Source organism: Parafrankia irregularis (assembly GCF_001536285.1).
Classification (GTDB): domain Bacteria; phylum Actinomycetota; class Actinomycetes; order Frankiales; family Frankiaceae; genus Parafrankia; species Parafrankia irregularis.
The window spans coordinates 136576-159089 of the sequence record NZ_FAOZ01000003.1; the positions used below are offsets into that span (position 1 = coordinate 136576).

Consider the following 22514-nt stretch of genomic DNA (forward strand, 5'->3'; position numbering starts at 1 on the left):
TGTGGGGGTCACCACGGCCGCAGCGCGGCCGCGACGAGCGGGCCGACGACGGCGAGCGCCGTCGGAGACATGAGCTCCTCGTGGACGACGTCCACGGGATGGACGCGCAGCCCGCCGGCGACATACGGCGCCCAGGCATCGGGATCAGCCTCGGGTTCGCCGGGTTCGGTGGGCTCCGGCCGGGCGCGGATGAACTCCACCCGGCCGCGGTACCGCCCCGGCACGGCGCTCAGATCGACGTTCGCCACCGCCAGCAGGCTGCGCGCGAGCGCGGCCAGGCGCTCTGGGTCGACACCGCGCAGCGGCCCGTCGGTCCGCGCGGCGACGGCGTGCGCGGCGGCCGGAGTGACGCCGTCCGGGTCGAGCCCGTCGACGGGGTACCCGGCCCGTTGCAGCAGGGTGTGCAGGAAGCGCGCCAGCGCGACACCGTCACCGTCACCGGCCAGCTCGCCGGCGGTCGGATCGGCGGCGCTTTCGGTCGGATCGGCGGCAGGCCCGGCCTGGCTGTCGGCGGCCTGCGGGTAGCCGTCCAGCATCACGATCAGCGGCACCTCCCGGCCGCGCCGCTCCAGCTCACCGGCGAGGGCGTGGGCCAGCACCGCACCGAGCGACCAGCCCAGCAGGTGGATCGGCCCGGCCGGCTCCGCCGCGACGACGGCGTCGGCGTAGCGCGCGGCGATCTCGCCGACCGTCGGCCGCCCACGGCCGTCGAACCCGGTCGCCTGCAGCCCGTAGACGGTGCGCTCGGCACCGACATGCCCCAACAGCCCGGTGTACGCCCAGCTCAGCCCGAGCCCGGGATGCACGCAGAACAGCGGCACCGCCGGGGCCGCGGCCGGCTGGCGGCGGGCACGCTGCAGCGGAAGCAGCAGGTCGAGCGCGTCGGGTGCCGACCGGACGGCGCCCGCCCCGGGGGCGGCCCCGGTGCCGGCGGCCCCGTCCAGCCACGCGGCGAGCGCGGCCGGGGTCGGTTCCCGCAGGACGACACTCAGCGCCACGTCGACCTTGAACTCACGGCGGATCCGCACGGCGAGGCGTGCGGCGAGCAGTGAATGCCCGCCGAGCGCGAAGAACGAGTCGTCCGCACCGACCGCGGGCAGGCCCAGCAGCTCGGCGAAAAGCGCACACAGCGCCTTCTCGGTGACGGTCGACGGCGGGCGGGAGACGTCCGACGCGAAGGTGGGTGCGGGCAGGGCCCGGCGGTCCAGCTTCCCGTTCGGCGTCGACGGGAACTCCTCCAGCACCAGCACCACCGACGGCACCAGATACTCCGGAAGGCGCTCCGCGACGGACGCCCGCAGGGAGTCCGGTTCCAGGTCCCAGCCCGGCTGCCCGGTCACATAGCCGACCAGCCTGGTGATCCCAGCATCGGTCCGGGCAACGACAACCGCCTGACTCACCCCGGCCAGAGCACCGAGCGCAGCCTCGACCTCACCGGGCTCCACCCGATACCCGCGGATCTTCACCTGGTCATCGGCACGACCCAGATACTCCAACGCCCCATCCGACCGCCACCGCACCACATCACCCGTGCGATAAAGCCGCCCACCCGAACCAAACGGATCCGCGACGAAACGCGACGACGTCTCGCCCGACCGGCCCACATACCCCCGCGCCACCCCCGCACCACCCACATAAAGCTCACCGGGAACACCCACCGGCACCGGCAACAAAGACCCGTCCAACACATACACACGATCACCCGCCACCGGCCGGCCGATATGCGGCGCCACACCCGCATCGATCCCCGTCCACGTCGCATCCACCGTGCACTCCGTCGGACCATAGAAATTCAGCCCCCACACCCCCACCGCAGCACCAAGCTGCTCCCACAACCGCGAACCCACCGCCTCCGCACCCGTCGCCACCACCGACGGCACCCAGCCACCCGAAAGAAGACCATCCCCCACCAGCAACTCCAACAAGGAAGGCGGCACATCCACAAAATCAACCCGCTCCCCCCGAACCAGCCGCACAATCCCCGCCGAATCCCCCATCAACCCATCCGGCAGAACATGCATCGCATGACCCGACAACATCCACACCAACGGATCCAACGAACCATCGAACGCAAACGACAACACATTCAACACCCGCAGACGCCGGCCCCCCACCGCACGCGCGGCCGGCTCCACCACCGCCGCCCGATGCGCCAACACCAGATTCACCAGACCCGCATGCGTCCCCACCACACCCTTCGGCCGACCCGACGACCCCGACGTGAACACCACATACGCCGCCGCATCCCCGCCCACCCGAGAACCGGGGCCAGACTCGGAACCGACCACCGGCCACGAACCCGGCTCATCCATCAACACCACCGGACCCGAGAAAGCAGACAAGCGCTCCCCGAGCCCCGACAGCGACACCACCACCGAAACCCCGGCCTCGGCCAGCACCGCACCCACCCGGCCCGCCGGAGCACCCCCATCCACCGGCACGAACACACCCCCCGCCTTCCACACCGCCACCATCACCACCACCACATCCACACCCCGCGGAAGAACCACCCCCACCCGCGACTCCACACCCACACCAAGAACCCGCAACACCCCCGCCAACCGACCCGCCAAACCATCCAGCACACCAAACGACAACGACGTCTCCCCACACACCACCGCCGTCTCGCCAGAACCCCCCGCAACCACCCTTTCCCACACATCAAGAAGATTTACCGGGGCATTCACCGAGGTGTTTCGGATATTTCGTGGCCCGTTTTCGATGATTGCGCCCTCGGCCGGGAAACCCGGCGGTGCGGGCACGGCCAGGCGGGCGATCGGGGTGTGCTCCGGGGCCACGGTCATGGCGGCGAGGACGGCGGCGAGTGTGGTCGCCACCTCGTCAGCCTTCCGCGACGGCAGCAGCTCAGGGCGGTGTTCCAGCTCGAGGACCGGGCCGTCGGCGGTCTCGGCGACGAGGGTGAGTGGGTAATGGGTGGCGTCCTCGGTGCGGACCGCGGCCACGTCGAGGCCGATCGCCGCCCGCACCCGGCCGATCTCGGCCTCGTCGACGGGATACGACTCGACGACCAGGAGGGTGTCGAACAACGCTCCGAGCCCGGAGACCGCCTGGACCTCGGCGAGGGACAGGTATTGGTGGTCGAGGGTCGCCGTCTGCGCCCGGTGCAGGCGGGCCAGCAGGCCGCTCACCGTCTCCCCCGGCCGCAGCGCGACCCGGATCGGGACGGTGTTGATGAACAGCCCCACCATCGACTCGACGCCGGCGATCTCCGGCGGGCGGCCCGAGACGGTGGCGCCGAAGACGACATCCTGCCGGCCGACGGAGCGGCTCAGGGTGATCGCCCAGGCCGCATGCAGGACCGTGCTCAGGGTGACACCGTGATCTCGGCTCAGCTCGACGAGCCGCCGGCGGGTGCCCGGGTCGAGCGGTACCGCCAGGCGGGCGGGCGGAGCGGCGGCGGCCGACGGTGCCGGGGCGTCCGCACCATCGGTGGCGGTGGCGGTGGCGGTGAGCAGGGTCGGCTCGGTCAGGCCGTCGAGGGCCTCGCGCCAGACCGCGAGGGAGTCGTCCTTGTCCCTGCCGGCCAGCCAGGCCAGGTACTCCCGGTAGGGCCGGGGTGGTGCGCTGGGCGTCCCGGCGTAGAGGTCGAACAGGTCCCGCAGGAGCAGGGGGCCCGACCATCCGTCCAGGAGGATGTGGTGCGAGGTGATGACCAGCCGGTGGCGGTGCGGCCCGGTCCGGATCAGCAGGAAACGGATCAGCGGCGGTGCGTCCATCACGAACGGGCGGTCCCGTTCGGCGTCCACCAGCAGCTGCGCCCGCGCTTGCGCGGAACCGCCCGCCGCGGTCTCCGCCGCGGACGCGGCTGTCGGTGCGCTGGTCACGTCGGCGGTGGACCAGGGGACGGTGACCGTGCGCAGCACCACCTGCACCGCTCCGGTGGGAGCGGTGATGAAGGCCGTCCGCAGGTTGGCGTGCCGCTCGACCAGCGCCTGTGCGGCGGCGTGCAGGCGGGGTTCATCGAGATCCCCGGCCAGGTCGAGGATGGTCTGCACCGTGTAGGCCGCGTCCGTCTCGGCCAGCGCGTGGAAGAAGAGGCCTTCCTGCAGCGGCGCGAGGGGGAGGATCTCCTCGATGTTCGAACGGCTCACGGGGTGCGCCACCTCTCCTCGAAGGCGTCGAGCGTGCTCTGGTCCAGCGCCACCAGGGCCATGTCCGACGGGGTGTGGCCACCGCCGGCCCCGCCCGCGACATGGGTGGCGAGCGCGGTGAGGGCGTCCTGCCAGGCGGCGGCGAGAGCGTCGAGCTCGGCCGCGGTGAACAGCCCGCCGGGTGCGGCGAACGTCGCCCGCAGCACCGGGCCGTCCGCGGTGTCCTCGGTGAGCGCGGTGATCTCCAGCGGGGCCGCCGCGGCAGCCGAGGGGTCCTCGACTCCGGCCAGGTCGGCGAACTCGGCCGACTGCGTCCACGGGCCGCCGGCCTCGGTGCCGTCGGCCGCGGCGCCGCCGTAGCGGCCAAGGTAGTTGAAGACGATCTGCGGCTCGGGGGCCCGCGCCAGCTGCGGCGCGGTCCGCGGGTTGAGGACGCGCAGCAGCCCGTGGCCCAGGCCGTGGTCCGCGATCGCGCGCAGGCGTTCCTTCGCCGCCTTGACCAGGTCGCCCGCCGCCGGACCGCCGGCCAGCGCGTCGTCCAGGTCGACGCCGCCGACGGCCAGTTTCACCGGGTACCGCGTGGTGAACCAGCCGACGGTGCGCGACAGGTCGACGCCGGGCACCACCGGCTCCTCCCGCCCATGGCCCTCCAGCAGCACCCGGATGTCGGCCGCGACCCGGCCGCGTTCCCGGTTCCAGGCACCGACAGCCAGCCCCAGCCCGGCAAGCAGGACGTCGTCGACCCGGGCGAAGAAGGCCTCCGGGACGTCGGTCAGCAGCGACCGGGTGAGCGGCACGTCCAGCTCGCACCGCGCGGTGCGCACCGTCGCGGCCAGGTCGCGGGCCGGGTCCAGGGGCCGCGTTCCCAGCGGCGGTTCGTCGCCGGCGCCCATCTCCCGCCACAGCGGCAGCTCGGCGAGCCGCACGGGCTGGCGGGCCGCCTCGGTCAGGCCGAGCGCCCAGTGCCGGAACGAGGTGGCGGGCGGGCCGAGGTCCGGTTCCCGGCCGGCGGCCACGGCCTGGTAGGCGGCGGCCAGATCCGGGATGAGGATCCGCCAGGAGACGCCGTCGACGGCCAGGTGGTGGATGACGATCGAGAGCCGTCCCGGCGCGGTCCCGGCGTCGAACCACACCGCCTGGATCATCCGGCCGGCGGCCGGGTCGAGCCGGTCCGCCGCCGCGTCGGTCTCGGCGCGGACCAGCGCTGCCGCCGCGGGCAGGCTCCAGGCTCCGGTCGCCGGCGCGGCCTCGGCGGCAGCGTCGGCGGCAGCGACAGCGTCGACCCGACGTACCAAGGGAGCGCCCGACGCGGCCGCGTCCACCGGCGGGACGGTCAGAGTCCAGCCACCGTCGGCGTCCCGGCCGGTGACGGCACGCAGCATGGCGTGCTCACGGCACAGCCCGTCGACCGCGGCGCGCAGCGCGGCGAGGTCGAGGCCGGCCGGCACTGTGAGCACCGCGGCCTGGGCGAACCGCAGCCGCGGGCCACCGTCCCGGTCGAGGATCTCACGCATGATCGGGGTGAGCGGCACGGCGCCGACGGCGGCGTGCTGACGGGCGGCCGGCTCACCGTCGCCCCGCGCGGCCTGGGCGGCCTGGGCGGCCCGCGCGTCGGCGGCCGCCGCCAGCTCGGCGACGGTGCGATGGGTGAAGACGTCCGCCGGGGTGATCCGCAGCCGGGCCGCCCGAGCCCGGGCGACCAGCTGGATGGAGACGATACTGTCCCCGCCGAGGGCGAAGAACGAGTCGTCGGGACCCACCTGCGCCACTCCGAGCAGTCCCGCGATCAGCCCGGCGAGCAGTTCCTCCGTCGCCGAGCCGGCCGCCCGGCCGGTGCCGCGCAGGTCCGGCGCCGGCAGCGCGCGCCGGTCGACCTTGCCGGCGGGTGTCAGCGGGATGGCGTCCAGCCACTGGATGACCGTGGGCACCATGTGGTCGGGCAGCAGGCCGCCCAGCCAGGCGCGCAGCGCGTCACCGTCCGCCGGCTGCCCGTGTCCGGCGCCGGTGCGATCGGCATCGCCGGTGTGGCCGGTGTGGCCGGTGACGTAGCCGACCAGCAGGGTGGCTCCGCCGGCGGTGCGGTGGGTGACGACCACGGCCTGGCGGACGTCCTCGTGCTCCCCGAGCACCGCCTCGATCTCCTGCGGCTCGACCCGCATCCCGCGGATCTTCACCTGGTGGTCCGCGCGCCCGATGAACTCCAGAGTGCCGTCGGGGGCCCAGCGGGCGAGGTCGCCGGTGCGGTAGAGGCGGGCACCGGGCGTCCAGGGGTCGGCCACGAAGCGTGCCGCGGTCTGGCGGGGATCGCCGACGTACCCGCGGCCGAGTGGCAGGCCGCCGGCGTACAGCTCACCGGCGACCCCGACCGGCACCGGGCTGAGCGCCTCGTCGAGGACGTACAGGCGGGTGTTGGGGTTGGGCCGGCCGATACTCAGCGCGTCACGGGCGGCGGCGCCGCGGTAGATGTCGTGGCTGACGCCGATCGTCGCCTCGGCCGGGCCGTACCCGTGGTACATGACCGCGTCGAGGCGGGCCCGGAACCGCGCGAACAGCTCGGGGGTGAGGGCCTCGCCGCCACACCACACATGGCGCAGGGTGCCGGCGGCGGCGTCGATGCCGGGCAGGGCCAGCAGCATGTCGAGCATGGAGGCGACCAGGTAGGTGAACGTCACCCGGTGCCGGACGATCGTGTCGAGCAGGTAGTCGACGTCCCGCTCGCCGCCGGGTCGGGCGATCACCACCGTGGCGCCCGTGACCAGCGGCAGGAGGACCTCGTTGACGGAGATGTCGAAGCCGAGCGGTGCCTTGAACAGCGCCGCGTCACCGGGGCCGAAGCCGAGCAGCTCGCGTTGCCACAGCAGCCGGGCGGCGATGGCCCGATGGCAGATCATCGCCCCCTTCGGGGTGCCGGTGGAGCCCGAGGTGTAGATGACGTAGGCGAGTCCGTCCGGGTCCAGCGGCGCGACTGGCACCGGTGCCGGCGCCGGCGGCAGGTCGCCGACGAGCAGGACGGGGACGTCCAGTTCGTCGGCGTCGGGCAGCCCGGTTCCGGTGGCGCTGACAACGGCGCGCAGCCGGGCACTGCGGTGGATGTCGGCGATCCGCCGGGTGGGCCACGCGGGTTCCAGCGGGACGAACGCCGCGCCGATCCGCCCGATGGCGAGCAGCGCCGCGACGAGGTCGGCGGACCTGTCGAGGTGGACGCCGACGATGTCCTCGGTGCCGATCCCGCGGGCCGTCAGCGCGGCGGCGACGGCGTCGACGCGCCGGTCGAGCTGCGCGTAGGTGAGCCGGTGGGTACCGTCGATGACCGCCGGTGCGTCCGGGGTGCACGCGGCCTGCGCCGCGAACAGGCCGGGCACCGTGTCGTCGCACAGCGGCGCGGCGGTGTCGTTCCACTCGACGAGCAGCCGGTGACGCTCGGCGCCGTCGAGGATGTCGAGGCCCGACAGCGTCGTCCCCGGTGCGGCGGCGAGCGTGCGCAGGATCCGCGTCAGGCGTTCGGCCAGCCGCTCGACGGTGGCGGCGTCGAACAGGTCCGCGTCGTACTCGACCGCTGCGTCGTAGCCGCCGTCGGGCGTCGGGGTGAAGGAGAACGCCAGGTCGAACTTGGCGCCGGCGGTCTGGTCGCCCGCGTGGTCGCCGCCGGGGCCGCCGTCGGTCAGCGGCGTGACGTCGAGCCCGGGCAGCCCGGTGGCCGCGCCGCCGGCGACCCGGAAGTCGACCATGACCTGAAACAGCGGATGCCGCCCGGCGGCCCTCGCTGGGTTGACCGCGTCCACGACCCGGTCGAAGGGCGCGTCGGCGTGCGCGTACGCCCCCAGTGCCGTCTCCCGCACGCCGAGCAGCAGGTCACGCAGGGTCGGGTCGCCGTCGAGCCGGGCCCGCAGCACGACGGTGTTGACGAAGAAGCCGACCAGGTCCTGCAGCGCCTCGTCGGACCGGCCGGCGGACAGCGCGCCCAGCGGGATGTCCCGGCCCGCGCCGAGCTTGTGCAGCAGCACGGCCACCGCGGTGGTCGCGGTCATGAACTCGGTGGCACCGGTGTCCCGGCCCAGCGCCCGCAGGTCCGCCACGACCCGCGCGGGTACCCCGAACCGCGTCACGCCGCCACGGTGGGACGTCTCCTGCGCGCGGCGCGGGCGGTCGACCGGCAGCCCGATCTCGTCGGGCAGGTCGGCGAGGGTGTCCGTCCAGTAGGCCAGCTGCCCGGCGAGGATGCTGTCAGGGTCGGCGGCGTCGCCGAGCAGGTCACGCTGCCACAGCGTGTAGTCGGCGTACTGGACGGGCAGCGGCGCCCACTGCGGGGTGTCGCCCGCCGCCCGGGCCGCGTAGGCGGTGCCCAGGTCGCGCAGCAGCGGGTCGGTGGACCATTCGTCGCCGGCGATGTGGTGCAGCACCAGGGCGAGCACATGATGGTCCGGTGTGAGGCGGAACAGGTGCAGCCGCAGCGGGGGCTCGGTCTCCAGATGGAACGGCCTGCCGACAGCCTCGGCCACCAGCCCGGCCAGCGTCCCGGGCGCCGCGTCGACAACGGTCACCGCGGCCCGGGTGTCGGCCAGGATCCGCTGGTAGGGCGTGCCTGCCTCGTCGGGGAAGACTGTGCGCAGGGTCTCGTGCCTGGACACGACGTCGTCGATCGCGGCGGTGAGGGCCTCGATGTCGAGCCCTCCGCGCAGCCGGGCGACGAACGGGATCGTGTAGGTGGCGGACGGTCCTTCGAGCCGGTCCAGGAACCACAGCCGCTGCTGCGCCGCCGACAGCGGCAGGCGCTCGGGCTCCCCGTCCCCGGCGAGCTGGGCGGGCCGGGCACGGCGCAGCAGAGGTGGCCGGCCAGCCGAGGGCCGGCCGGCGTCCAGGGCCGCGGCGAGACCGGCGACGGTCGGGCTGTCGAACACCGTCCGGACCGGTATCTCGGCGCCGGCCGCCGAGCGGAGACGGGAAATGAGCCGGGCGGCGAGCAGAGAGTGCCCGCCGAGGGCGAAGAACGAGTCGTCCAGCCCCACCTCGTCGACACCGAGCAGCTCACCGAACAGACCGGCGACCAGGCGCTCGGCCGCCGTGCGCGGGATGCGCCCGCCGCCGGCCGCACCGCCGGCGAAGGTGGGTGCGGGCAGGGCCCGGCGGTCCAGCTTCCCGTTCGGCGTCGACGGAAACTCCTCCAACACCAGCACCATCGACGGCACCAGATACTCCGGCAACCGCTCCGCCACCGCCGCCCGCAGGGCGACCGGATCCAGATCCCAGCCCGGCAGCCCGGCCACATAACCGACCAGCCGGGTGATCCCACCATCGGTCCTCGCCACCACCACGGCCTGGCTCACCCCGGGCAGCCCACCCAGCACCGCCTCAACCTCACCGGGCTCCACCCGATAACCACGAATCTTCACCTGATCATCGGCACGACCCAGATACTCCAGACTGCCATCCGACCGCCACCGCACCACATCACCCGTGCGATACAACCGCCCACCCGAACCAAACGGATCGGCGACAAACCGCGACGACGTCTCCCCCGACCGCCCGACATATCCCCGGGCGACGCCCGCACCACCGACATAGAGTTCACCCACGACCCCTACCGGGACGGGGCGCAGCGCTCGGTCGAGCACGTAGACGTTGTCCCCCGCCACCGGCCGGCCGATATGCGGCGCCACACCCGCCTCGATCTCCGTCCACGTCGCATCCACCGTGCACTCCGTCGGACCATAGAAATTCAGCCCCCACACCCCCACCGCAGCACCAAGCTGCTCCCACAACCGCGAACCCACCGCCTCCGCACCCGTCGCCACCACCGACGGCACCCAACCCCCCGAAAGAAGCCCATCCCCCACCAGCAACTCCAACAAAGAAGGCGGCACATCCACAAAATCAACCCGCTCTCCCCGGACCAGCCGAACGATCCCCGCCGAATCCCCCATCAGCGCATCCGGCAGAACATGCATCGCATGCCCCGACAACATCCACACCAACGGATCCAACGAACCATCAAACGCAAACGACAGAACATTCAACACCCGCAACCGCCTACCCCCCACCGCAGCCACCGCCCGCTCCACCACCGCCCCCCGATGCGCCAACACCAGATTCACCAACCCCGCATGCGTCCCCACCACACCCTTCGGCCGACCCGACGACCCCGACGTGAACACCACATACGCCGCCGCATCCCCACCCACAGAAACCCTCGGAACAGCACCCACACCAGAATCATCAGCCGGCCAGGAAGCCGGCTCATCCATCAGGACAACCGGACCCGAAAACCCCTCCAGACACCCCGAAAGCTCCGACACCGACACCACCACCGAAACCCCGGCCTCACCCAGCACCGCACCCACCCGACCCGCCGGAGCACCCCCATCCACCGGCACGAACACACCCCCCGCCTTCCACACCGCCACCATCACCACCACCACATCCACACCCCGCGGAAGAACCACCCCCACCCGCGACTCAGCCCCCACACCAAGAACCCGCAACACACCCGCCAACCGACCCGCCAAACCATCCACCACACCAAACGACAACGACCTACCCCCACACACCACCGCCACCTCGGCAGAACCCCCGGCCACCACGGCATCCCACACATCGAGAACCGACGGGAAGCCAGTGGTAGGCGAATCGTTGGCAGCCTTCGGCACGAGCAGGGAATGCTCACCGGAAGCCGGGCGTGGTCCCAGCTCAGGCCGCGCCGCGGCCCTGCCGCTCCATTCGTCCAGCAGAAGCTGACGTTCGGCGGCGGTGAGGACATCCACCGCCGCGAGCCGTGCGTCGAGGTGGCCCGCGAAGAAGGTCAGCGTGTCCAGGATGCGGCGCATCGTCGCGCGCACCGCATCGGCGGTGAACACGTCGGTGCGGTATTCGAGCTTGATGCGGATGACGTCCGCGTCCGGCATCAGCATCAGGGTGAGGGGGTAGTGCGTGTAGCCGCGTGACCAGCCGACCTCGGCGGTCAGCCCGCCGCTGCGCCCGGCGTCGAGCAGGTCCGCGGTCTGGAGCGGGAAGGTCTCGAAGACCATGAGGGTGTCGAACAGCCGCCCGGCCGGCACCCCGGTGACCTGCTGAACCTCGTTGAGGCCCAGGTACTGGTGCTCGAGGACTGTCGTCTGCGCCTGCTGGAGGCGTTCGAGCAGCGCGCGCACGGTGTCCGCGGGCGACCAGTGCACCCGGGTCGGAACGGTGTTGATGAACAGTCCCACCATCGACTCGACGCCGAGGATCTCCGGCGGGCGGCCGGAGACGGTCACGCCGAACACGACGTCGTCGCGGCCGGACATCCGGCCGAGCACCAGGCCCCAGGCGGCGCTGAGCAGCGTGTTGAGCGTGACCCCGCAGGCCCGGGCGGCGTCGCGAAGGCGTGCGGCGAGCTCCGCCGGGATGACGTCGATCACCTCGGCGGGGAACACGGTGGGGTCGCGCAGGTCCGGGCCGGCGAGCAGGGTCGGCTCGTCGACCCCGGCCAGCACCTGCGCCCACGCGGCGCGCGAGGCCTCACGGTCGCGCCGGTGCAGCCAGGCGAGGAAGTCCCGGTAGGGGCGCGGGCGGGCGAGCCCGGTCCCGGTCCCGAGGCCGGCGCCCGAGCCCGAGCCGGAACCCGAGCCGGCGGACTCGTAGATCTGGAAGAGGTCACGCACGACGAGCGGGGTGGACCATCCGTCCAGGACCAGATGATGGTTGGTGACCACCAGCCGGTGCTCGTGCGCGCCGAGCCGGACGAGGGTGAGCCGCAGCAGCGGCGGCTCGGCCAGGTCGAATCCGGCCGTCCGGTCGTGCGCGAGGAACTCCTCCAGCCGGCTGGCCGGGTCCGAGCCAGCAGGGTCGGGGCCAGCTGGGTCGGGGGCGGTGAGGTCGAGCACGGTGAGCCGCAGCTCGACCTCACCGAGAACGACCTGCACCGGGTCGTCCCCCTCGTCGGGGAAGGCGGTGCGCAGCACGGGGTGCAACGCGAGCAGCTCGCGCGCCGCCGCGCGCAGCCGGGCCAGGTCGAGCGGCCCGCGCAGGTCAACGACGAGCTGCACGGAGTAGAAGTCGACCGCGCCGGCGTCAAAACGCGCGTGGAAGAGCAGGCCCTCCTGCAGCGGCGACAGTCCCAGCACCTCGGCGAGCGCGGGATAGCGGGCCTCCCAGCGCTCGACGTCGGCCTGCGTCGCGCGTACCAGGGGCAGGTCGGACGGGGTCCGCCCACCCGCGCCCCGGCTGTCGACCTCCTCGGCCAGCGCGGCGAGGGTCTCGATCCATCGCTCGGCGAGTGCCGTCACCTCGTCGTCGGTGAACAGCCCGGCCGGGAACTGCAGGCGCAGCGCGAGTTCGGGACCGTCCGCCCCGTCGCTCGCCGCGACGTTCGTCACGAGCGCCGCCGCCGCGGGGAGCTCGGGGTCGGCCGCGGGTGCCACGCCCCCGAAGGAGATCCCGGCGAATCCGAGCTGTTCCACCGGATCGACTGATGCGGCCGGTCCCACCGGGCCCACGAGGCCCCCGTCGACGCGCCCGACGTAGTTGAACAGGATCTGCGGTTCGGGATGACGGGCCAGCTCGGCGTCCGCGCCGGCGAAACGGAGCAGGCCGTAACCGATCCCGTTGTCCGGAATCGCGCGCAGGTGTTCCTTGACCCGCTTGACCATGGCGGCGGCCGCCACCCCGCCGGCCGCCGTCCCACCGGCCGGCGCCGCCGTGAGGTCGAGTCCGGAGGTGTCGAGCCGCATCGGGTACTGGGTGGTGAACCAGCCGACCGTGCGGGAGATGTCCGCCCCGGGCAGGACCTGCTCCTCGCGTCCATGCGCCTCGATCGTGACCACGGTCGCCGCCGCGGGCACGCCACGCGCGGCCCGCCACCGGGCGACCGCGACGCCGAGCGTGGCGAGCAGGACATCAACGGTGCTGGCGTGGAACGCGCCCGGTACCGTGCCGAGCACCGGACCGGCGACCTCCGCCGGGACGCTCAGCGAGACGGTCCGCACGGTCGCCCGGGTGTCCCTGCGGTGGTCGAGCCGCCGCGCGCCGAGCGCCGGCTCCGGATCGGCGAGAACCGCTCGCCACAACGGCAGTTCGGAGGTCCGCGCCGCGGCGAGCCGGTCCAGCCGTACCGCCCATTCCCCGAACGCCGTCCCCACCGCAGGCGGGCCCGGCAGGTCCGGCAGGTCCGTGCCAGGTTCCGCGTCCGCGGTGGCGGCGACCGTGGGAAGCCCGAGGGCGGTGGCGAGGTCCTCGGCGAGTATCCGGCAGGAGTAGCCGTCGGTGGCGAGGTGATGACAGGTCAGCAGCACCGCACCGGGACGCGCGGCGCCGGCGTCGAACCAGGTCGCCTGCACAAGCACACCGGCGCTGCGGTCCAGCCTGGCGACGGCGGCGGCGTGCTCGCGGCGGAGCAGGTCCGCCGCGCCCGCGGCCGGCAGGTCCACCCGGTGCAGCACCTGCTCGGCGTCGACGGACCCGACCGGACGCATCGAGAGCCGATGAACGGGCTGCGCCGGGGCCTCGGCCGCGGACCCGACCGTGGTCGCGCCGGCCGGCCCGCCGGTCGTGGTCAGGGTGGCCCGCAGCATGTCGTGCCGGTCGAGCAGCATCTGCACGGCCCGGCGGATGCGCGGGTGGTCCGCTCCGGCCGGCGTCGCCACCAGCACCGCCTGGGAGAACCGTTCGAAGGGACCACCGCGGGCGAGGAACGCCCGCATGATCGGAGTGAGGGGCAGCTCGCCGGCCCCACTCGACACGGCCTCGAGCGCCGGGTCGGCGGCAGCCGCCGTGCCGGATCCGGTCGTGGCCACGCCAGCCGCACCCACCCCGGCGGGATCAGCCACAGCCATGGCGGCGGCGTCCGCCGCGGCGGCGAGCTCGGCGACGCTGCGCAGCTCGAAGACCTGCCGTGGGCTGATCGCCAGCCCGGCGGCACGGGCCCGCGCGACGAGCTGGATGGACATGATGCTGTCCCCGCCGAGCTCGAAGAACGAGTCGTCTGCTCCGACCACGTCCCGGCCGAGGACCTGTGCGAACAGGCCGGCGAGTACGCGTTCGGTGCCCTCGGCGGCGAGCCGCCCGGCCGGTTGGGCCGCGGTGAGGTCCGGCGCGGGCAGTCCGCGGCGGTCCAGCTTCCCGTTGGCGGTCAGCGGCAGCGCGTCCATCGCGACCAGCACCGCCGGGACCATGTGCTCGGGCAGCCGTCCGGCCAGGTACTTCCGGATCAGCGCGACGTCGACCCCACCGACACCGCCACCGACAGCGCCGCCACCCACACCGGCACCGACCACGTATCCGGCGAGGTAGGCGCCGCCGGGGCGGTCGGTCCGCACGGTGACCGCGGCGGCGGCGACGCCCGGCGCGCCCGCCAGGGCGGACTCGATCTCGGCCAGCTCGATCCGGAAGCCACGGATCTTCACCTGGTCGTCGGAGCGCCCCAGGTATTCCAGCTCGCCGCCGGCGCTCCACCGGGCGAGGTCACCGCTGCGGTAGAGGCGCTGCCCGGTGGGACCGAACGGATCGGCCACGAAGCGGGTCGAGGTGAGTGCCGCCCGTCCCAGGTAGCCACGGCTGACCTGCGGGCCACCGAGGTAGAGCTCACCGGCGGTGCCGACGGGCACCGGGCGCAGCGCGCCGTCGAGCAGGTGCACGGTGAAGCCCGCCAGCCCGCCCCCGATAACACTGGACGACGAGCCGAACGCCGCCGCCGTCAGCTCGCGGTAGGTGACGTGCACCGTGGTCTCGGTGATCCCGTACATGTTCACCAGGCGCGGGCCCCGCGGATGGCGGGCGTGCCACCCGGCGAGCCGTGCCGGGTCGAGGGCCTCCCCGCCGAACACCACGGTCCGCAGCGCCAGCCCCGGCGTCGGCGCCTTCGCACCGTCCGCCGTAGGTGCGCCGCCCGCTGCGTATGCGCCGTCCGCGCCGGGCGCGGTTCCCGCCAGGTGTTCGGCGTCGGCGGCGGCAAGCTGGTAGAAGGCGGACGGCGTCTGGCTGAGCACGGTCACCTGGTGCCGGACGAGCAGCTCCCGGAAGTCGGCGGGGGACCGCGCGACGTCGTGCGGGACGACGACGAGCCGGCCGCCGGACAGCAGCGGCCCCCAGGTCTCCCAGACCGAGAAGTCGAACGCGAACGAGTGGAACAGCGTCCACACGTCGTCCGGGCCGACGTCGAACAGCTCCCGCGCCGCGGTGAACAGCGCGACGACCGACCGGTTCGGGACGACGACGCCCTTGGGTACGCCGGTGGATCCCGATGTGTAGATGACGTACGCGACCTGCTCGGACCGCCCTGGCCCGCCCGGCCGCACGGGCCGCACCGTGGACGTCGCGTCGTCGGGCGCGAGGCGCCGCGGCTCCTGACCGGGCAGCACGTGGCCGGGCAGCACGTGGCCGGCTTCGGTGAGAACGGCCACCGGCTGGGCGTCGCGCAGGGTGAAGGCGATCCGCTCGGTGGGGTAGGCGGGATCGATCGGCAGATACCCGGCGCCCGTCTTGAGCGCGGCGAGCGCACCGATGACCAGGTCGACCCCGCGGGGCAGCAGCAGCGCGACCAGCTTCTCCGGCCCCGCGCCAAGCGCGACGAGCCGCTGCGCCAGCGCGTTCGCACGCTCGTCGAGCTCGCCGTAGGTGACACTCCGTGCGCCGCTTTCGACGGCCACCGCGCCCGGGTCGCGGTCAACCGCCGCCTCGAACAGGTCCGCGATCGTGGTGTCGGCGACGTCAAGCGGGCCGGCTTCGAGGGCGCGGCGCGCCGCACCGGTGAGCTCGTCCGCCGACAGCGCGTCGACGGTCGCCACCGCGGCGTCGGGCGCGGCGACGATCGCGGTGAGCACCCTTGTCAGGCGGGCGAGCAGCTGCCGGGCCTCGTGCTCTCCCCCACCGAGCCCACGCGGGAGGTACTTCAGGGTGATCTCCAGGCCGCCGGCGGTCGGCATCACCATCAGCGTCAGCGGATAGTGGGTGGAGATCGGGCGCTGGACCCGCGTCGCCCGCAGACCGCCGGCGCTCAGCGCATCGTCGATCGCCGTGCCGTCGAACGGGAAGGACTCGAACACCAGCAGGCTGTCGAAGATCTCACCGGTGCCGAAGCCGAGGGCCTGCTGGATCTGGGCCAGCCCGCTGTGCTGGTGGTCGAGCAGATCGGCCTGCTCGAGCTGGATCCGGGTGGCGAGCTGCGCGACCGTCTCGGCGGGCCGCAGGCGCACCCGTACCGGCAGCGTGTTGATGAACAGCCCGACCATGGACTCGACACCGGCGAGCTCCGGCGGCCGTCCGGACACGGTGGCGCCGAAGACGACGTCGTCCCGGCCGGTCGACCGCCCCGCCAGCATCCCCCAGGCCAGCTGGAACAGCGTGTTGAGAGTGACCCCGAGGGTGCGGGCGGTCCGGGCGAGCGCCGCGGCCAGGTCGGTCGGCAGCAGCTCGACGATCTCCTCGGGCAGCACGGCCGGCTCGCCGGCGGCGGCGGGCACCAGGTGGGTCGGCTCGGTGACCCCGTCGAGCGCTGCCCGCCAGGCGTCGAGCGCCGCCGCGGCGTCCTGCTCGGCGAGCCAGGCCAGGTGGTCGCGGTAGGGCCGGGCGGTGGGCAGCGCCGGTGCCGAACCGTCGGCGGCGTACAACGCGAACAGGTCGCGCATGAGCAGGGGCGTCGACCAGCCGTCCATCACGACGTGGTGGTTGGTGAGGACGAACCGGTGCCGCTCGGGGCCGAAGGTCAGCAGCATCGCCCGCAGCAGCGGGGGCCGGCGCAGGTCGAACCGCCGCCGGCGGTCGGCCGCGAGGAGCTCGGCGGCCTGCTGTTCACCGCGGGTGATGTCGACCTGGGACCAGGGGATCTCCGCCGACCGCAGCACGATCTGGACCGGCTGGCCGACCTCCAGCACGAAGCCGCTGCGCAGCGCCGAGTGCCGGGCGAGCAGCGCGTTCGCGGCGCGGCGCAGTCGGGCCGCGTCCAGCGGGCCCTCCAGGTCGACGACAAGCTGGGCGACATAGACGTCGACACCGCCCTGGGCACCATCGTCGACCCGGCACCCGGCACCGCCGTCCGCCTGGGCGGCGGCCTCGCGGCCCTCCGCACGTGTGCCGTCGTCGGTGAGCAGCGAGTGAAACACCAGGCCCTTCTGCAACGGGGACAGCGGCAGGATGTCCTCGATCGCGGAGTTACCAGTGCTCACGTCGTCCTCCACATCGCCTCAAGGGCGTCGAGCTGGTCCTGGTTCAGCGAGACCAGGGAAAGATCGGAAGGTGTGCGCCCGCCGGCGCCCGCGCCGGTCGCGTGCCGGGCGATCGCCCCCAGCGCGTCACGCCACCGGTGGGCGAGGTCCGTGACGCCGGTGGCGTCGAAGATGCCCTCCGCATACATCCAGTGCGCCCTCAGCCGGGGGCCCGCGGCGGTCTGCTCCGCGACCGCGTTGACGACCAGGCCGGCGGGCAGGGGCATGTCCGCCCCGTAGGCAGCGTCGAGACCGGCGGCCTCGACGCGCCACCCCTGCGCACTCGGCGCTTCGAAGCGCCCGAGGTAGTTGAACCCGACCTGTGGGACGGGACGGGCGGCGAGGCCCGGCTCGGTGCCCGGGTGCAGGTGACGGAGCAGGCCGTAGCCGATGCCGTGGTCCGGCAGGGACCGCAGGTGCTCCTTCACCCGCCGCAGGACCGCCCCGGCGGACGGACCCGCGGCCAGCGCGTCGGCCAGGTCGATGCCGGTGGTGTCCAGGCGCACCGGATGCTGGCTGGTGAACCAGCCGACGGTGCGGGACAGGTCGCTGCCCGCCACGGCCTCCTCCTGGCGCCCGTGGCCTTCGAGCAGCACCAGCGCGCTGCGCCCCGCCGCGCGGCCGGCCGCGTCGCCACGGCCGGCCGTCCAGGAGGCCAGCGCCAGCGCCAGCGCGGCGAGCAGCACATCGTCGACGCCCGCGAAGAACGCCGCCGGCACCGAGGTCAGTACCGGCCCGGCGACGTCGGGGTCGACGTGGACGGTGATCGTCCGGACGGTCGACCAGGTGTCGAGGGCCGGGTCCGCGTGACGCCGGCCCAGCAGGGCATCCGGGCCCGCGAGCACCTCGTGCCACCGCGCCGCCTCGTCGGCACGGGCGGCGGCCGCCCTCGTCAGCCCGGCGGCCCAGGTCCGGAAGGAGGTCGCCACCGGCGGAAGGCCGGTGGACGCGCCCATCGCCGCGGCCTGCGCGGCGGTGGCGAGGTCGGCGACGATGATCCGCCAGGACACCCCGTCCACCACCAGGTGGTGGGCGACGAGCAGCAGCTTCGCCGCGGCGGTCGGGCCCGCGTCGAGCAGCACCGCCTGCAGGACGCGCCCCTGCGCCGGCGCGAGCCGGGACGCGGCCTCGGCCAGCTCGGCGGCTGTCCGGTCAGCGACCGTCCGGTCAGCAGCCGCCCAATCGCCCGCGGCCGGGTCGACGGTGACCCGGCGCAGCACCTCCGCCGCCCGCACCGATCCGACCGGGCGGACCGTCAGCTCGACGGGGTCGCCGGATCGGTCCAGCTGTGCCCGCAGCATGTCGTGCCGGTCCAGAAGAGCCTGCAGCGCCTGCTCCAGTACGCCGTCCGGCGGTGGCTGCGGGAGATCGACGACGACGGACATCCGGTGGGCGTCGCCGAGCGGGCCGCGGTCGGCGAACGACCGCATGATCGGTGTCAGAGCGACCGGGCCGGTCCCTGCGGTGTCCCCCGCAGCGACGGCGGCACTGCCCACCCCCACGCCGCCCGCCCCCGCGCCGCCCGGGCCTGCACTGCCTGCCCCTGTACCGCCTGACCCTGCGCCGTCCGGCACGGCGGTGGCCGCGGCGGCCAGGGCTTCGACGGTGCGGTGCGCGAAGACGTCCCGGGGGGTGAACCGCAGACCGGCCGCACGGGCCCGGCTGACCAGCCGGATCGCCAGGATGCTGTCCCCGCCGAGCTCGAAGAACGACTCGTCGAGCCGCGCCGACGGCACGCCGACGATCTCGGCGAACAGCCCGGCCAGGGTCTCCTCCGCGGCGTTGGCGGGTTCCCGGTCCGGCACCGGGCCAGCCACTCCCGCCGGGTCCGCTGGGTCCGCCGCGCCCGCGCCCGCGCCCGCGCCGGCGCCGGCGCCGGCGCCGAAGCGGGGCGCTGGCAGCGCGCGCCGGTCGACCTTGCCTGACGGCGAGAGCGGGAGGGCGGGCAGGAACGTCAGTGTCGCGGGCACCATGTGGTCGGGCAGCACCGCCGCGGCGTGTGCCCGCAGGCCGGCCGGGTCGGGCTCCGCGCCGTCCGCCAGCACCAGGTACCCGGCCAGGTAACGGCCGCCCGGCCCGTCAGTGCGCGCCGCGACGGTGGCCTGGGCGACCCCGGGGTGGCCGAGCAGCACCGACTCGATCTCACCGAGCTCGACCCGGTAGCCGCGGATCTTGACCTGCTCGTCCACCCGGCCGAGGAACTGCAGCGCGCCCGTGGGGAGTCGCCGCATGAGGTCGCCGGTGCGGTAGAGCCGTGCGCCGGGCGGGCCGTACGGGTCGGCGACGAAGCGGGTGGCGCTCAGCCCCGGTCGGTTGAGGTAGCCGCGGGCGAGCTGGCTCCCGCCGAGGTAGAGCTCGCCGGCCACGCCGACCGGCACCAGCCGTAGCCCTTCGTCCAGCAGGTGGCCGACAGTGTTGTCCACCGGTACGCCGACCGGCACGGCACCCGCCAGCTCGTCCGTGACGGGGTGCAGCAGGGCCCCGACGGTCGTCTCGGTCGGGCCGTACTCGTTGATGACGGCGAACTGCTCGTCCGCCGGCCGGGCCCACTGCCCGAGCGCCTCGCCCCTCAGCTCCTCGCCGGCGATCACCAGGGTGCGCGGGCCCTCGGTGGCGAACCGGACCTCGGGCAGCAACGGGAGATGGCTCGGTGTGATCTTCAGGAAGGTGGCGGCGCCCTGGGCGCGGGCGATGGCGTCCGGTGAGTCCTCGCACAGCTCGACCGCGCCGCCGCAGGCCAGCGTCGCCAGCAGCGGGGTCACGGAGAAGTCGAACGAGATCGACGAGTGCATGAGCGTGTGCCCGGCCAGCCCGGGGAAGCACCGCACGGCCCAGTCCAGGTGGTTCGCCAGCGCGCGGTGCGCGACGACGACCCCCTTGGGGACGCCGGTCGACCCGGAGGTGTAGATCACGTACGCGGGGTGGTCCGGCAGCAGCGGGGCCGTCCGGTCGGCGTCGGTGACGTCGTGGTCGGGCAGCCCGGCAAGCCGGCTTCGGGTGTCCTCGCTGTCGAGGAGCAGTGCCGTGAGCCCGGGAACCTCGGGGAGGGTGCCGACGTCCGCGGACCTGGTGATCAGCAGCACCGGGCGGGAGTCGGTGAGCATCCGGCTCACCCGGTCGGCGGGGTAGCCCGGGTCGACCGGAACGTAACAGGCGCCGGCTCTGGCGACCGCGAGCAGGGCGATCACCATCTCGGTGGACCGCGTCAGGCCGAGGGCGACCGTCGACTCGGGTCCGGCACCGTGCCCGGCCAGCAGTCTGGCCAGCTGGTTCGCGCGGCGGTCGAGCTCGCGGTAGCTGAGCCGGTCACCATCCGCGAGCACGGCCGGGGCGTCCGGTGTCGCCGCCGCCTGGGCCGCGACGCGCGCCGGCAGCAGCACGACCTCGCCGGCAGCGGCGTGGCCGGCGGTGCCGGGGGTGTCGGCGGGAGCGGTGGTCGGGGTGTTGGAGGGAGCGGTCGGCTCGGTGGTCGCGGTGTTGTTCCAGGCGACGAGGAGCTGGTGGCGTTCCTCGTCGCTGAGCAGATCCACGGTGTGCAGTGCCCGGTCCGGCCAGGTCAGTGCCAGGTCCAGGATCCGGTCGAGGTGGCCCAGCATCCGGGCGACGAGCTCGCGCGCGGCGTCGGTCCGCGGATGGTTCGCCTCGACGGACATCGCGTCGCTGTCGGTCTCCACCGCCAGGGTCAGGTCGAAGCGGGCGTCGTCGCCGGGCACCGGGCGCCGGTACGCCCTCAGGCCGACGGCGCGGAACGGGTCCAGCACCGAGGCCCGCAGCGAGAGCACGACGTTGAACAGGGCGGCGTCGCCGCGGGTCCGCTCGGGGTCCGCCGCGCGGCCGATGTCGTCGAGGTCGACGTCCTGGTGGGCGTAGGAGGCGAGGCAGACCTGCCGGGCCTGCGCGATCAGCTCGGCGAACGTCTCGGTGCCCTCGACACGCATCCGCAACGGAACGGTGTTGCCCAGGTAGCCGATCGCCTGGTCACCTCCGGGAAGATCCCGGTTGACCACGGGCACGCCGATCACCAGATCCCGCGCCCCGCCGTAGCGGCGCAGCAGCACCGCGACCGCGGCGAGCAGCACCATGAAGGACGTCGCCCCGGACTCACGTGCGCTGTCCCGGACCCGGGCGGCCATCCCGGCGCCCAGCGTGAACGTCTGGTCGGTGCCGCCGGCGGCCCGGTCGGTGCCGGTGAGCTCCGGCAGGATGAGCCGCTCCGGCGCCGGGGTGAGCGTTTCGCGCCAGAACTCCAGGCCCGCCCGCGGCGGCGGCGCTGGCGCCAGCGCGAGGTCGGCGTACTGCGGTGGCGGCGGCAGCACGGCGGCCGGGTCCTGCAGGAAGGCGACCAGCTCGCCGAAGAAGATCGTCGTGGTGCTGTCGTCCCAGGCGATGTGGTGGGCGACGACGATCATCGTGAGGGCGTCGGCACCGGTGCGGTAAAGGCCGATCCGCAGCGGTGAGTCAGCCGCCAGGTCGAACGGGGTCGCCGCGAGTGCCGTGCACAGCTCGCCGGCGCGGGTGGCGCGTTCACCGGCCGGAAGTCCGGTGAGGTCGATCTGCTCGACCCGTGGTGCCAGCTGCGGGTGGACGACCTGGCGCACGGCGCCGTCGTCACCCATCCGGTAGGTGGTGCGCAGGATGTCGTGGCGGGCGACGACGGCCGACGCCGCGGTGGCGATCGCCTCCGCGCGCACCGGTCCGGTGAGGTCGAGGGCGATCCGCACGTTGTAGCCGGTGGTGGTCGGATCCAGGTTCTGCAGCGACCACATCCGGCGCTGGCCGGCCGACAGCGGTCGGGCCGCCGGGGCGCTGCCACCGCCCGCGAGGCCGCTGCTGGCAACACCGCCGCCGGCACCGCCGTTCTCGGCACCGCCGCCGGAAAGGCCGCCGCCGGCCAGGCCCTGCGCGGCGAGCCTGCGCCGGGCCAGTGCACGACGGCGCGCCGCGGCCGAGTCCGTGGCTCCGCCACCGGGACCGGCCTGGCCGACCTGACGGCGCTGGCCGCCCTGGCTGGCCTCGCTGGCCTGGCCGCTCTGGCTGGCCTGGCCGCTCTGGCTGGCCTGGCCGCCGCCACGGATCTGGCTGACATCGCCGATCCGGGCCGGGTCAACGGTGCTGCTGTCGTCGGTGCTCACGCGGAGGCGCTCCTTGCCCTGCGAGACGGGCCACCAGGCCGCCTGATGATCTTTCCGATCGAGGTGGGGCGGCATCTTGTCGAGAAGGACGGTGCCGG

At 74.0% G+C, this 22514-nt stretch carries 3 protein-coding genes; all 3 read right to left on the minus strand.

The window, feature by feature from the left end; translation table 11 throughout:
• Positions 1–8 precede the first annotated feature (8 nt).
• Genes AWX74_RS05620 through AWX74_RS05630 form a run of 3 tightly spaced genes read right to left on the minus strand, consistent with a single transcriptional unit; the run spans position 9 to position 22416 of the window.
• Complete coding sequence (locus AWX74_RS05620) at positions 9–4112, minus strand: non-ribosomal peptide synthetase (RefSeq protein WP_165615474.1); 4104 nt, start codon at positions 4110–4112, stop codon at positions 9–11.
• The gene (locus AWX74_RS05625) at positions 4109–17245 is read right to left on the minus strand and encodes a non-ribosomal peptide synthetase (protein ID WP_165615475.1); all 13137 of its coding nucleotides are present in this window, start codon (positions 17243–17245) and stop codon (positions 4109–4111) included. Before AWX74_RS05625 ends, AWX74_RS05620 begins: the two co-directional genes overlap by 4 nt.
• Entirely contained in the window at positions 17242–22416 is a 5175-nt protein-coding gene (locus AWX74_RS05630; protein ID WP_242666090.1) for a non-ribosomal peptide synthetase, read from the minus strand. The genes AWX74_RS05625 and AWX74_RS05630 overlap by 4 nt, the downstream gene beginning before the upstream one ends.
• Positions 22417–22514: the final 98 nt, after the last annotated feature.